The organism is Nostoc sp. FACHB-110, assembly GCF_014697425.1.
In the GTDB taxonomy this organism is placed as follows: Bacteria; Cyanobacteriota; Cyanobacteriia; order Cyanobacteriales; family Nostocaceae; genus Nostoc_B.
Genome location: NZ_JACJRU010000072.1, coordinates 1 through 15,042, shown reverse-complemented (window position 1 = coordinate 15,042; position 15,042 = coordinate 1). Strand labels below are relative to the sequence as shown.

The following is a 15,042-nucleotide window of genomic DNA, read 5'->3' as shown; positions in this document are numbered from 1 at the left end:
ATCTGGTAACGCCCTAGCAACCGACTTTACTTGGACTTTCACCACCGCCGCATCAGTCTGTCCTGAGCAGCAGCCTTGTAGTATTTGGACTAATTCGACAATTCCCATCAACCAATCCCTCAATGATACTAATGCGGTAGAGTTGGGAGTTAAATTCCGTTCAGATATTGATGGCTATATTACTGGTATTCGCTTCTACAAAGGGAATACCATCACAGGCAACTATACTGTCAACCTGTGGGATAGCAATGGCCAGAATTTAGGTACAGCCACTCGTAACAACTTAAGTACTTCCGGTTGGCAAACCCTCACCTTTGCTAGCCCAGTAGCCATTACGGCTAACACTACTTACGTAGCTTCTTACTACACAAGTATTGGCAGATATGCTTCTGATAACGGCTTCTTTGCTAGTTCTGGTGTTGTTCAAGCACCATTGCGTGCCTTAAGTGATGGTGAAAGCGGAGGTAATGGTGTCTTCAAATACGGTAGTACTAGTGCTTTTCCAGACCAGAGTTATCAATCTAGTAACTACTGGGTAGATGTGTTATTCAGTGCTACTGTCAGTACTGACACTACTGCACCAACAGTCATCTCCAACACTCCTGTTAGCAGTGGTACAGGCGTTTCTATCAGCACCACAGTGCAAGCAACCTTTAGTGAGGCGATGAATTCCTCAACTCTTAGTAACACTACTTTTCAGTTGCGTGACCCCAGTAACAACCTAGTAGCTGCCACTGTGACATATGACACCGCCACACAAACAGCAACATTACAACCTAATGCTAACTTGGCAGTAAATACCACCTATACGGCTACTGTGAGCAGTGGTAGTTCTGGGGTCAAAGATTTGGCTGGTAATGCTCTAGCAGCTAACTATATTTGGACATTTACCACAGGTGATGGAATTACTCTTTGGGATGACTCAGCAACCCCAAGTGTAGTACAAGTTAATGATACCGGAGCAGTTAACTTAGGCGTGAAGTTCCGCTCTGATGTGGACGGTTACATTAAGGCCATTCGTTTCTATAAAGGAAACAACAACACCACTACCTATACTGTCAACTTGTGGAATAACAGTACTCAGGCAAGTATAGCAACTGCATCTGAGAGCAAGAGTGGTACTGGCTGGCAGACAGTTAATTTCACTAACCCTGTAGCTATTACAGCCAACACAGTGTATGTGGCTTCTTATTTTACTAGTATTGGTTTATACTCACTTAGTTCAAATTACTTTACCAATACTGGTGTAGATAGACCGCCACTTTATGCTTTGCAAAATGGAGTCAGCGGCGGTAATGGAGTTTATTTTTATAGTTCAACCGCTGGCTTGCCTAACTCCACCTTTAATTCAAGTAACTACTGGGTGGATGTTGTGTTTAGTACAACTCCGTAGCATACCGCATACATACAGCAGAGTGCAGGTGAATTAGGTACAAAACTTCAAAATCAAGTTATAGCCAAGAGGTTTTCAATCCTGTTTTCTGCGGTATTAGCAAAATGAGGGGAAAACAATTTTGCAATCAAAACTGTTTTCCCCTCCCATCTATTAAATAATTCAACGACAGAATGTCATCAAACTTAAAGTATTGTCTACAAAGGTATGTATTTGACAATCCTTCCTGAATTTGAACTAGTACCTAAATCAACGTAGTATAAATTACCATCAGGCCCAACTCTAAGTTGCACAGGTATTCCTACACCAGAATCAAACTGTTTAACTGAGACAACTTCACCTTGATTATTGAATGTCAAAGTTTCAATCAATCCTTTACTTGTATTAGCAATAAACAAGGTATTTTGATAGATGGAGGGAAACGTAGAACCTGTGTAAAAATCACCGACAAGAATTGAATCGGAACCATTATTGTTTAAAACATAATGTTTGAAAGTGTAAGCTGGAGCCTTAGCAGTGCCGCTGTTATATAAAGATTGTGCTAAAGAAACTATACCTGGGTAAGAGCCATAATTTGTTTGTGGGAGGCTGGTGATATTGCCACTAGAATTAAGCCCGCCTTCATAAAATGGCCAGCCAAAGTTAGCACCTTTTGTACCTATGTTGACTTCTTCCCATGTCCGCCAACCAACATCGCCAATATAGGGAATATTAGTATTTTTGTTGACAGTGAAGCGGAATGGGTTACGCAGACCGTAGTTCCAAACCTTAGAACGATTACTATTAGGATTACTGGAGTCGTAGAATGGATTATCAGACCAGCCATTACCAGTAATAGGATCAATTCGTAGAATTTTGCCGGAGAGATTGTTGATATCTTGGACGCGAATTGCTCTAGGATCTACTTGGTTATAGGAAGTCCCATCACCTGTACTCACAAACAAAGAACCATCAGTACCAAAGTACACTGTACCGATAGAGTGAGATTCACTATCGGTTGCGATAAAATCTTCGACGTTTTGGACTTTATCAAGATTATTCAGATAATCTTGCATACTTGTAAATGCTTTGCCAGTGTCTCGGTTAATAATTCCTGATGGTGCGTAGTTTTTTGTGACATCTGTGCTGTTATCGTTGGGACGGACAATATTATTCCAAGTACTGTTTTTGCCTAGCAGTACTACTCTACTGTCTGGTTGATTAGGGTCTAGGGCTGTTGTGTAGTTGCTGTTGGGGTCAGCTTTGACTCGAAGTAGTTGTGCAGCACGGTTTCCTCTTTCATCACGATCATCTAGTGCATTGTCAGTAGCATCAGGTGTACCAGCTTCTGGTGGGTCGTAAGTATATAGTAGGTAAACGTAGTCTTTGTTTGTACCTTTGCCAAATTCTGGATGTAAGGCAATGCCTAATAAACCACGATCGCGTACATTATTGACTTGCAGAGAAATATCAATAAATGGGGTAGCTAGGACTATGCCATTTTCTATAACTCTAACTATCCCATTTTTTTGGGCGACATACATTCGCTGACCGTCAGGCGACCAGTCAAAGGCTGTCGGTTGATTTAATCCAGTGATGACACTTTTATTAAAATTACCAGGGTCATTATCAATGATGGAAATGATAGCTGTGTCTTGATTGAGTAAGACACCAACGGCATTACTAAACTTGAGCGTAAATTTTTCATCTTGTTCGCCGATAGTATCATCTTGAATCGCAATGGAAATTGTTTTAGTCGTTTCGCCTGGTGCAAAGTCTAACTTTCCTGATATGGCTGTGTAGTCAGAGCCAGCTTTTGCCTTATCATCCACGGTTGTGTAGTCTACAGATGCCGCTAGAGAACTATTACCCCGTGTCACTATAACTGTAGCTGTACCATCATTTTCATTGACTATTGGCTCGGTAAAACTAAGGTCGGCGCGATCATCATCTTCAATGGTAATCGTCAGAGTTCTTTGTGGGCCTAAGGTAGCACCATTTGGCTGATCTATGACAAAACTAAATGTTTCATTGAACTCGGCGATGGAATCATCCAAAATATCAATAGATATTGATTTGCTGGTTTCGCCTGGGGCAAAGGTCAGCGTTCCTGTTACAGGGGTGTAGTCTTTTCCTGGTTCCGCACTGGTCTGGGAATTTGGTACATATACAGTTGTATAGTTAATTGTAGAAGTGCCGCTTAAATTATCACCAGTCCGTTGCACATTGATAGTTACACTCTGACCTGATTCACTAACTGTTGTGACAGATGAACCCAAGCTGATAGTAGGTTCAACAGCTGGTAGATATAGTTGTGATTTAGGAATGATTTCTTTAGTTTGAGATGCACTTGACCAAGCAAGTCTAGACACGGCACGTCCCATATTTTCATAATATTCGAGTTTGATGTCATACTTTTTGCCTGCTTGTAGTGCGATCGCACCACTCACTTCTGTGGCTGATTGATTGACAAAGCGATTGACAATTAATGTGTTGTCTATCCACAATCTGACACCATCATCAGTTGTCGTATAGAAGGTGTATGTTTCGTTGTATTTGGCTTCTATTTGACCTGTCCAACGTACAGAAAATGTGTCTGCACCAATTGATGGATCTGGGGAATCTGTACTCCAGTTAAAGTTGACTGTCGGATCTATGCGAGTCAACTTCAAGTTGGTGAAATCTTTATTGTCGTAATATTCTGCATAGAGTCCTGTACCCACACCAGCGATGTTGACATTAAAGTTACCTATGGTTGCAGTATTAGCAAAATTGCCTTGAGTATCGCTAACTTCGTTGGCTTGTAGAACCAGAGTATAAACACCATTATTAGTGGCATTCCACTTTCCGCCGTCGGGAGCGTTAATTTTATAGGTGGCGGTACGTTGGCTACCATTGGTGTTGTCGTCGATGCTGACTAAAGTAGCCAGTTGATTAAATCCATTCGGCCCCAACACCAATATATCTTTGCTATCTAATGTAGCAACATTAATGGCTGTATCGTCACTGTAGGTGACGTTGAAGGTATAGCTATCTCCACCACTGGTAGTTATGTTGGCTGCATTTGGTATGGCGGTGGTGAGAGGGGCATCGGTGAAAAGTTGGGACTGGGGAATGATTTCTTTAGTTTGAGATGCACTTGACCAAGCAAGTCTAGACATGGCAAAGACAGTATTTTCGTAATATTCGAGCTTGATGTCATACTTTTTGCCTGCTTGTAGTGCGATCGCACCACTCACTTCTTTGGCTGATTGATTGACAAAGCGATTGACAATTAATGTGTTGTCTACCCACAATCTGACACCATCATCAGTTGTCGTATAGAAAGTGTATGTTTCGTTATATTTGGCTTCTATTTGACCTGTCCAACGTACAGAAAATGTGTCTGCACCGATTGATGGATCTGGGGAACCTGTACCCCAGTTAAAGTTGACTGTCGGATCTATGCGAATCAACTTCAAGTTGGTGAAATCTTTATTGTCGTAATATTCTGCATAGAGTCCATTCCCTACAGCAGAGGTATTGTTGCTAACTTGTAATGCAGACAAATTTAGGGAATTAGGGTTGCTAGAGCGCGCAAAGGTTTGAAGGTTTCCCTGTATGGAAGTAGATAAAAGAGATGGTGGTGCGATCGCTGAGTTTAATGGCTGTCCAAGTACTGACGAACTTTGAACTGGAGATGTGTTATTCATTGGATTAAATACCTGAAAAAGATATCAAAACTAATACTTAATTATTTTCAGGAAAAATATTAAGTATTAATATTTACTAGAAAAATAAGCATCAAAAAATTCATACAATTATCTTTAATAGAAGATATGATTGCTTACTGATGCTTTGATGATGCTTTTTACTGAGCATTAAATATTTTTGTGACATAAATATCTTGACTGCCCAGAATATGTATTAGCAAGAAACCCTAAAATTTTGTGAAAAAATTCTATTTCTTATTGATTGTTCCTTGGTGATGAGATGTAATTCATAAGTGCATCTGCTAGATATAGTCATTCTGAATTGGATGATGTAGAGCCGCTCTAGCCAATTGTCTCTAACCAATATACGCTCTAAAATAACAAAGGCTATTATCATGCTAAAAGTTAATCATCTAATTCCGAAACTAAGCAATAACCCGTCAAGAAAAAGGAACACAATAACTTTTATCTTCTTATTGATGGTGTAAACAGTAGAAAAGTAGCTTGATAAAATAAAGCTGTATATATATGTGACATCAAATACCTGAATTATGTCTATCCCTTTTAAAAAAATTGTTTAAATATTTAAAATAGTCTCTAGATTTTTAAAGTATTAGCTAAGTTTAGCTAGAAATTATAATATACAGCAAGATATTGCAATTACTTGCGTAATATGTCAAATTTATTACTTTAATTCAGCACCACAGAAAACCTCATAAGCTAAAAAACATCTATTTTGCATATTGCAATTACATCAAACTCTTGTGGGTTGGACATCTTGTCCGCCCATTTGATGCAAATTAAATATGGAACAGCTTACCATTTCATGAAAAATATGATACGAATACGGATCATGTAGAAACGCAATATATTGTGTCTCTAAAAAATTTATGCATATCGTTATGAATGTGAATTGGTATCAGCCCTTGCGTCAAGGATATTTTCTAATGATTGGAGATTTTTTTGCTATTATCTTTTGCCTGCTTACACAAGTCCGTTCAGTGATCAAATCTGATTACTATATAAAACAAAATGATGTGTTTTTTGCCAAACTATCAAGTCTTGAAATGTCTGTGCTGGCTGTCTCATGACTTCTGACTCCTGAGTGTTGAATTCTTACAAATTCTTCATCTTTACAGGTTAGTAATTAGCCAATTCATGATATTTATGAAAGGCATGAGTTGTTGTGATTCTCACTGAAAAGCAAAACTCTATTATCGCCCAAGAAATAGTATTGCTGTGTTAGTCATAATCGCAACTAAAATAGGAACCCTATATGCTAACTCTTCTGAAATTTTCTCAGAATCGTCTAGAATTATTTTCTAGTAAAGATGTTGATACAGTACTGAAAAATATCGATGGTTCTTGTAATATATGGTTGCGTTGTATTCATTTCCGCGATCGCACGGGAACTGCCAAAATTATTAATCACTTTAAGCTTGATTCTGCGCGGATTGACATGATTTTTAATCATTCCCTAACTGGGATTGATGAAGATATGGAAGATTGCTTATTTGATGGCTATGAAATCCTGACTCATCAAATAAAAAATCGAGAGTTTCAGGTAGCTCGCGGAAGCATTGTTTTAGGCAGTAATTTTATTCTTACATTTGAGAGGACAGAAATCAAGGTACTAACTGTACTCATCAATAGTATTCAAAGGCAAACACTCGATATTCATGATTGGGGAGTAGATTATATTTTATTCTTAATTCTTAAAGATATTCTCAACAGTTACCATAGTGTATTTGATTATATTGCTAGACAACTGGATGATTTAGAAGATGAAGTTTTAACGAATTCTGGTAATGAATCAACTTACCACAGCATTGCTGCTATGAGACAATCGACTCGCTCAGGAAGGCGTAATTTTCAAAATATCAAATCATTGATAGCTCTGATGAATTATGAAGACTTTCAGTGGATTACTCCGCCAGTAAAAACTTTATTTAATCAAGAATTAGTTTATCAAGTAGACAATCTTTGGCAAGAATATCAAGCTTTAAGAGCTTGGATGTCAGAATTAATGGAAATTCAACGGGATAATATTGCGAGCAAAACTAGTGAACTAATTAATCGTTTGACTATATTTTCTACTATCTTCTTACCTCTGACGTTTATTACTGGTTTTTATGGTATGAATTTTAAATATATGCCAGAACTAGAGCAACCTTGGGCTTATCCGGCTGTAATTTGTGTCATAGTATTAATTGTCATTGGAAGTGTTATTTTTGCTAAAAAACAGCGCTGGTTTTAGTGTTAGACAAAACTAATGTACAAAGGTTTTTCTGTGGTCAGTGTATAGACCTGCGGCTTCGCACAGAATTCCTACACTGAATTCTGTTTGATACAACAGCAGATATAGACACTCAAATAGCCTTATATCTGCATTATCTTAGATTCTGTTATAGTACCATCAAACTCACCTTCATCTGGTTCAAAATAGCCGTACACAGTGGACTATTTGCATCTAAGAAACCATTAATTGCTGTAAAGTGGTTTTCCTCTGGTTGCGGTAAATATTCACCAGCTAATCCTCTTTCCTTCCATACTTTCAAAAAGTTTTGTGATTGTCGGTGAAACTCGGAAGTTTCTTTTCCACCATAGGTAATGAGTAAAGAGCCAGCTTGTTTAGGCAGATGAAGTATCGGACTATTGCGTAGAACTTCAGCCCAGCTTAGTTGTAATTTCGGTTGTAACCAGGTGTATGGAAAGGGCATCAAATCAAATAAACCACTAATTGCACAACCACCTTTAATGATGTTATTTGGCAGTCCATAATCGTTTTCCCAGTCTGTGGCCATCACCATCGCCGTTAAATGACCCCCGGCGGAGTGACCAGTCACATAAATCTGATTGGGATCTGCACCAAAGCTTTGAGCATGATGATAAATCCAGCTAATTGCTGAACGATTTTGTCGGACAATTTCATCAATGGTCACTTTAGGACACAAAGCATAATTGACCACCACGACTGTCACGTTTGCATCCACTAAGCCTTGAGCAACAAAGCTATAGTCTTTACTGCTACCCATGATCCAATAACCACCGTGGATAAATACTACAATTGGTGAGTTTGGCTGTTGAGCAGGAAAAATATCTAAATGTTCAACTACCGTAGGGCCAAAAGCAACATTTAAATCGCAGGGGAGTTTTTTACGTACTCTAGCGCTATTAGTAGCATAAAAATTTATATAACTAAGTATGTCAAGACCTAGTTCCGCAGGATTGTATTGAGCATCTAATTCAGCTTGAGTCAGAAAATCACGGTACAACATGAAAAACGTCTAAATTTATACCTATTGAATAGCTGTCAAAATTATAGAAATGATGGTAAAAAGCTACCAACTATTTACCATCGTACAGTGACAAAAAATTTTGTAAAGAGCTTAGACAGAGGATAGCGATCGCTCTATTTGATAAACTTTGACAAAAGGTACTTCATAAGAATGAGTCGTAATATAAGCATGAAACTCATTCACCAAGTCTGTGAAATACTCAAACGCCACATCAATAAATTCGAGGATTTGCTGATACAACTGTTCTGGCACTTCAATCTCTTTGATTCTTTGCAAAGAAGCAGGAGTATGAAGAGTGTGAGTATTTTCTATATGATTATGTCGCATTCCAAAATAGCGAAACTCTGATTTGGTCATTTCCTGTAGTTGGAGTGCCGCAGACATAGTTGAATGGAAAAAGACATTCGCCGTTACCTCAGATACTTCAATGGCAACTAATCTGATAATCGGGTGCGCTCCGCGAGTATATCTCTCAAATAGAGGTAACATCGAACGGGAAACCAGAGTATGCTCACTCCACAAAAATTTCACGGCATCACTAAAACGCATAGGATAGTCAATTCCCATCTTTTCCATATCTTCGAGTAACCATTGCCAATGGAAGTGTTCTTCGTGGGTGTGTACATTGACCATTTCTTGAATGTAATCAGTAGTTGGCTCATCTCGGAGAATTCTTTTACACAACTCACTAAATTCCATTGCCAGTGGAGCGATTACAGGCGCGAAAGCTAATCTTTGCCGTGGGTCAATTGTCTCGTCTTCCATATATTTAAAGAACGGCAATTGAGCATATTCTTGATTCTTTTTCTCAATCAGTTCAAGAATTGATTTCATTTTGATATTCCTAGTAATTCCAATCAACAAAATAGACAAAGACTCAGGCAATGACTAATCATCAAATGCTCCAAATTTACCTTTGCTGTGAGAGCAAAAGCATCAAAAATATGCTTAGTATGAAAAGTATTTTTGATCCGCAAAGGTATGGTTGAATGTTTGGTCAATCAAAAGTCAAGCAACTTGATTAACTTATAAGATGGAAGCATTTTATTAATTTTTTATGCAGTTTCTAAAACAATACATTGTACGTAATTGAATTTATGTAAAGATATAATAAAGTTTAATATAATACATAACTTTAATTACAAAGTTTTTATATAAATCTCAGAAAATGTTGCTGTATATTAAAGAATTTAAATCAAATTAAATCAGTAATTAAGTACAAAAAAATAAGGCTGTATGAAAATTATTTTTCAAGCCTCTGTATTAACCTCAGTAGCAAAAATGAAGACAAGTAAGGGAACAGGGAAGAGGTTGCAAACCTCTCCTCTATGCGTTGTCAATGAGGAGATAACTTAACTTAACAGTATTGGCTTATGACTCCTGAATGCTATTTCGATAAAGCGGCAAATGGACAACGACTGCCTGCAAGATTAGCTGAGGCTGGCTTAAGTTTTGGCAATAGTAACCGCTTCAAAAAGCTGAAGAAATTTTTTGGCCAAGAACGAGAAGATGATTGTTCTTGTATTAATAATTGTGGTTTACTGTTGACGTTTATTTGACCACCGGAAGTTAATTGGTCTAAAAATTTACCGTTGTCATAGTAGTGTTCTAAAGAAATAATTTTGCAGTTGTCAGTCACATGAACAACACTCATCCCTACTACTTCAATTAACTGCCCAGTTGGGGCATAATCTTTGTAGTTTCCGCGAAAATGACCCCAATGCCGCCACTTAAAAGCAATAGTAGGTGGTGCTGAATAAACTTCTAATACTTCCCATAAAAAGCCATCGGGAAACGCAGTATGAAATAGATTCGTTGATGATTCAAAATCTTCTTCGCTAGCTTGATATTTTGATGTATTACCAATTAGCAGTTTGTAAGTACCTGATTGTACTAAATCCTCTAATTTATAGCTAGTACCACCGTTAGTACTCATCCGAAACTGATCTTGAACTACAGAAATCCACTCTTGTGGATTGGTTTTAAAATTAGCTTCAATATCAAAAGTTCGCACTAAATTCTGCACAAGTAATTCCAAGGAATTTGCTGGATGATTGCATAAACTTTCTTGGGCTAATTTTTCATTAGAACGAGTATAATCAGGCTGCTTGCCATAACGCCACGTTACATTAGTGTTATATTTGAGTACTACGTCTCGATTTTGTACCCAAAGTGGCAGACTTTCAATGTTAATCTGAGTCATAAATACCTCTGCTCAAAAATTACAAAAAAGTAATTGTAAATACAGATATTTTGGAACTTGCAGAGATATCCCCTAAATAATAATGAAACAACCTATACAGCTTTTTAGCAATATTTTGTGAATAATTAACCAGTGATTTAAGGTTGTTTGTCTTTCGGCTCTAATAATATCATCACACTTACAGCGTTTTTCATTTGTGTGTAGTAAACCTTTTAAGAGAAGAGGTTAGAGGTGAGGGTTTAGAGGCTAGAAAAATGTACCTTATGTAGATGAAATATGCTGTAATATCGAGCATTGCCAGGTAAATTCGGAAAGTTAAGCAAAATAAGCTAAGTAAGTCGTGGTGAAATTTCACAAGTATGTAACAAAAAATTAAGCAGAAGAATAAGAATTAAATCTTACACGATGTGTACTGTAATTTCCTTTTTCTCCTCTTGTTTGAACTCCATCAATGACGGCGTAGGCAAGGTCTAAGTAAGTCGGTGCAATAAAACCAAACTGTGTGAAGAAAAGTAAATAATGCTCAAACTCTTTCTCCCCCTGCCCCCTGCCTTATCCCAACATTGATTATTTACGCCGATATACTTAGGCGCATCAATTTTTTTAGTTGGAAATCGCTAATTAGCGTCACCCAAAGTCTATTATCCTGGTCTGTAGAACCTTCTCCAGCACAGAGTATGAAAAAGCTGATCAATCAACCAGAAGACTTTGTAAAAGAAAGTCTAGCAGGTATGGCGATCGCCCATTCAGATTTAATCAAAGTCAACTATGACCCTACCTATGTTTACCGCGCGACTGCACCGATACCAGGTAAAGTAGCAATTATTTCTGGTGGGGGCAGTGGTCACGAACCAATGCACGCCGGGTTTGTAGGTAAGGGAATGTTAGATGCAGCTTGTCCTGGAGAGGTTTTCACTTCCCCGACACCTGATCAAATGCTGGCGGCGGCTCAACAAGTAGACGGTGGGGCTGGTATTCTTTATATCGTCAAAAATTATAGCGGCGATGTGATGAACTTTGAGATGGCTACCGAGTTAGCCCGCAGTGAAGGCATCCGTGTGCTAAATATTTTGATTGATGATGATGTGGCAGTTAAAGATAGTTTATATACTCAAGGTCGTCGCGGTGTTGGTACAACCGTATTAGCCGAGAAAATTTGTGGTGCGGCGGCTGAACAAGGGTATGATTTGCCACAAATAGCAGATTTATGCCGTCGGGTAAATCTCAATGGGCGGAGTATGGGCATTGCTTTGACATCTTGTACTGTACCAGCAAAAGGCACACCTACATTTACATTAAGCGATCGCCAAATGGAAATTGGCATCGGCATTCATGGTGAACCAGGCCGAGAAAGAATTGACTTAAAATCAGCAGATGAAATTGCACAGAGATTAACCCAAACAATTCTCGATGATACAGGCTACAGCCGCGTTGTTAGGGAGTGGGATGAAAATAGCGGCGAATGGGTAGATGTAGAATTAGTTGACCCACCTTTGCAAACAGGCGATCGCCTGCTAGCCTTTGTTAATAGTATGGGTGGTACACCTATCTCAGAACTGTATTTGATTTATCGCCAGCTAGCAGAAATTTGCGAACAACGAGGAATGTTGATAGTCCGTAACTTAATTGGCCCTTACATTACATCTTTAGAAATGCAAGGTTGCTCAATTACATTGCTCAAATTGGATGATGAACTCATCCGGTTATGGGATGCACCAGTACACACAGCAAATCTGCGATGGGGAATGTAATATGGTGAGTCAAGCGCAGATTCTACAATGGTTACAAATATTTGCATCGGAGATAGCAGAAAATAAAGAATATTTAACCCAATTAGACGCAGCTATTGGTGATGCTGACCACGGTATAAATATGGAGCGTGGTTTTAAAAAAGTTATGAGTCAGCTGCCAACTATGACCAATCAAGATATCGGCAGCATTTTGAAAACAGTTAGTATGACTTTAATTTCGAGTGTGGGTGGTGCTAGTGGCCCTTTATACGGCACACTGTTTTTAAAAGCTAGTACCGTAGCAGCACTTAAGCAAGAATTATATACACAAGAATTACTAGATTTACTGCAAGCTGGGTTAGACGGAGTGTTGCAACGTGGCAAAGCCCAACTAGAAGATAAAACCATGATTGATGTTTTGTCTCCGGCTGTAGCAGCTTTTAGACAAGCTGTGGCGGAAGGTAAAGATACTGTGTCGGCAATGCAACAAACTGTATCAGTAGCAGAACAAGCATTAGAAAACACCAAACCGATGCTGGCAAAAAAAGGACGCGCCAGTTATTTAGGAGAAAGGAGTATTGGACATCAAGATCCCGGGGCAACATCGGCTTATTTGATGTTGAGAAGTTTATTGCAAAGCATTAGTAATGGGGAGTTGGAAGTCGGGAATAATTGACAGGATGAAGTCTGAAGCATACAATTTCACACTTCAGACTTCACACTTCAGACTTATTTTAGCCGAATATGCGGTGTTGCAAAGAAGGCATTTGACGACGTACTTGTTCCAAACGTGAGGGATTAATTTCTGCGATCGCAATTCCTGGTTTTTCACCTGCATCAGCTAAAATGACACCCCAAGGGTCGATAATTACCGCGTGGCCGTGGGTTTGGCGACGGGCGTAATTTGTGCCAGTTTGGGCAGGTGCAATTACATAACAAGTATTTTCAATTGCCCTAGCTTGCAATAATACCTGCCAGTGGTCTTTGCCAGTAAAAGCCGTAAAAGCAGCCGGAATAAACATCACATCGGCTCCCTTGCTAGATAAATGGCGATAAAGTTCTGGGAAGCGCACATCATAACAAACAGAAAGACCTATAGCACCTAGTTGTTCTGAAAAATGTACCGAAGGTAATTGTGTACCCGCTACCACAGTGCTAGATTCACGATAAGTATTGCCGTCAGGAACATTCACATCAAATAAATGTACCTTTTGATAACGGGCAACTTCGTGACCGCTAGGGTCAATGAGAATTGAAGTATTATAAACTTTGCCTGTACCTTCTACCAAAACTGGAAAACTGCCGCCTAAAATCGTCACTTGGAAGCGTTGAGCCATTTTTTTGAGAAATTGCTCTGTTTCGCGGGTGATAGTTTCTGCTTGCGCGAGTTTGTCTTTTTCTTCTCCCATAAAAGAAAAGTTTTCTGGTAGTCCGACTAATTCAGCACCTCGACGCACAGCAAGATCAATTAACTCTTCTGCCTGGGCCAAATTTTTGTGTAAATCAGGCACACTTGTCATTTGAATAGCGGCGGCTAGATAAGACTTCATAGATTTAACAAAGAAAAGTAGATGTGTGCGGGACAGATACTCAAATATATCGTTACTTAAAGAACTTCGGGCCTTGAGCAACAATGAGTAAAGATTGCTTTTCTTTAAGCGGCGTTGCTGTCCCTACGTTTCATTTCAATCTTCCTATGGGTTATAGGAAAGTGAGCCAGATTCAAGGTAAGTTGTTATCAAACCTTGATAAACTTTCGCTGCTGTGGATACCTCCGTTTTTGTGCAAACATTTATTGCTGTGTTTGTTCTGGCCGATGCTGTAGGCAATATACCAATAGTTTTAGCTTTAACAAAGGGCATGGAACCTGAAGACAGAAATAAAGTAATTGATAAAGGGAGTATCGTAGCGATCGCAGTTCTATTATTATTTGCCTTCTCTGGTCAATATATTTTAAGCTACCTCGAAATCAGCATCGCATCTTTGCGCGTGGCTGGCGGGTTATTACTGTTGCTTATCGCCTTACAAATGCTGCGCGGAGAACTTGACACCCCCATTCACGAAGAAGGGCGTGATGTTTCAATTACGCCACTTGCTTTACCATTGTTAGCCGGGCCGGGTACATTGACAAGTGTGATGTTATTCATGTCCAAATCGCAAAGTCCCCATTTGGGTGTAGTGCTGGGTATCGTTGTGGCGATGTTTGTCACCTGGTTGATTTTGCGCTTGGCAAACCAGATTGATAAATTAATCGGCGTTGAAGGTACAGTAATTGTGACCCAACTATTAGGTTTTTTATTAGCAGCCTTGGCAGTAGAAATTGGCTCTACAGGCATTAAAGAGTTGTTTCTGCACTAGGAAACTACGCTCAAGTGAGGCAATACCATCTCACTATCTGTGAATCTCGGTGATAGCCCTGGCAATAACGGTAGCCTTTTTGCTGATACCAATCATCTACTAGCACAAAAATTGTGGTCAACAGGGTTGAACCGTCTACCATATTCATTGGGATACCTCAAGCTTTGGTGTCGTTAGCTTTATCTTGTGGTTTCCCTTTCTTTTTTGCTACCCCATCTCACATAAGGCGTATAATCAAAAAAACAGCGCCTGATTTAGTCAGGAGCTGTTTTTTTCTATGTATAAACCTGGCGTCGAGCAATTGTGGCAGGAGGCGACCCTCCAACTATCGTAGCCGCAGCAGCGTTTCACCTCTGAGTTCGGGAAGGTATCAGTGTGGTTCCACCGC

General features: G+C 39.1%; 11 protein-coding genes. 6 read left to right on the top strand and 5 right to left on the bottom strand.

The features are described 5' to 3' along the window. On the top strand, positions 1–1,393 hold a 1,393-nt coding region (locus H6G69_RS32750; RefSeq protein ID WP_190693830.1), incomplete at its 5' end, for a DUF4082 domain-containing protein. A 197-nt stretch (positions 1,394–1,590) separates the two neighbouring features. Here H6G69_RS32750 and H6G69_RS32745 read toward each other — a convergent pair. After that, positions 1,591–5,064: a PA14 domain-containing protein gene (locus H6G69_RS32745; protein ID WP_190693828.1), complete on the bottom strand. Its 3,474-nt coding sequence runs from the start codon at positions 5,062–5,064 to the stop codon at positions 1,591–1,593. A 1,276-nt stretch (positions 5,065–6,340) separates the two neighbouring features. Between H6G69_RS32745 and H6G69_RS32740 the strand changes: the two genes are divergently transcribed. After that, complete coding sequence (locus H6G69_RS32740; protein WP_190693826.1) at positions 6,341–7,321, top strand: magnesium transporter CorA family protein; 981 nt, start codon at positions 6,341–6,343, stop codon at positions 7,319–7,321. A 148-nt stretch (positions 7,322–7,469) separates the two neighbouring features. Here H6G69_RS32740 and H6G69_RS32735 read toward each other — a convergent pair whose 3' ends face one another. The 3 genes from H6G69_RS32735 to H6G69_RS32725 all read right to left on the bottom strand — a co-directional run bounded on the left by H6G69_RS32735 (position 7,470) and on the right by H6G69_RS32725 (position 10,566). After that, on the bottom strand, positions 7,470–8,342 hold the full coding sequence (locus tag H6G69_RS32735) for an alpha/beta hydrolase (protein WP_190693823.1): 873 nt from the start codon (positions 8,340–8,342) through the stop codon (positions 7,470–7,472). Between the two features lie 111 nt (positions 8,343–8,453). Next, complete coding sequence (locus tag H6G69_RS32730; protein WP_190693821.1) at positions 8,454–9,197, bottom strand: hypothetical protein; 744 nt, start codon at positions 9,195–9,197, stop codon at positions 8,454–8,456. A 553-nt stretch (positions 9,198–9,750) separates the two neighbouring features. Further along, complete coding sequence (locus H6G69_RS32725; RefSeq protein ID WP_190693819.1) at positions 9,751–10,566, bottom strand: ester cyclase; 816 nt, start codon at positions 10,564–10,566, stop codon at positions 9,751–9,753. A gap of 677 nt (positions 10,567–11,243) precedes the next feature. Here H6G69_RS32725 and dhaK point away from each other — a divergent pair. Together dhaK and dhaL are read left to right on the top strand one after the other, a co-directional pair. Continuing rightward, complete coding sequence (dhaK, locus tag H6G69_RS32720; RefSeq protein ID WP_190693817.1) at positions 11,244–12,317, top strand: dihydroxyacetone kinase subunit DhaK; 1,074 nt, start codon at positions 11,244–11,246, stop codon at positions 12,315–12,317. A 1-nt stretch (position 12,318) separates the two neighbouring features. Then, the gene (gene dhaL, locus H6G69_RS32715) at positions 12,319–12,972 is read left to right on the top strand and encodes a dihydroxyacetone kinase subunit DhaL (protein ID WP_190693814.1); all 654 of its coding nucleotides are present in this window, start codon (positions 12,319–12,321) and stop codon (positions 12,970–12,972) included. A 58-nt stretch (positions 12,973–13,030) separates the two neighbouring features. Here dhaL and H6G69_RS32710 read toward each other — a convergent pair whose 3' ends face one another. After that, positions 13,031–13,846, bottom strand: coding sequence for a carbon-nitrogen hydrolase family protein (locus H6G69_RS32710; protein WP_190693812.1), 816 nt, complete (start codon positions 13,844–13,846; stop codon positions 13,031–13,033). A 214-nt stretch (positions 13,847–14,060) separates the two neighbouring features. Here H6G69_RS32710 and H6G69_RS32705 point away from each other — a divergent pair, with 214 nt between their 5' ends. Next, positions 14,061–14,654 carry a MarC family protein gene (locus H6G69_RS32705; protein WP_190693810.1) on the top strand — a complete coding sequence of 198 codons (594 nt, stop codon included), beginning with the start codon at positions 14,061–14,063 and terminating at the stop codon, positions 14,652–14,654. 39 nt (positions 14,655–14,693) lie between these two features. Further along, on the top strand, positions 14,694–14,831 hold the full coding sequence (locus tag H6G69_RS33685) for a hypothetical protein (protein ID WP_206757657.1): 138 nt from the start codon (positions 14,694–14,696) through the stop codon (positions 14,829–14,831). Positions 14,832–15,042: the final 211 nt, after the last annotated feature.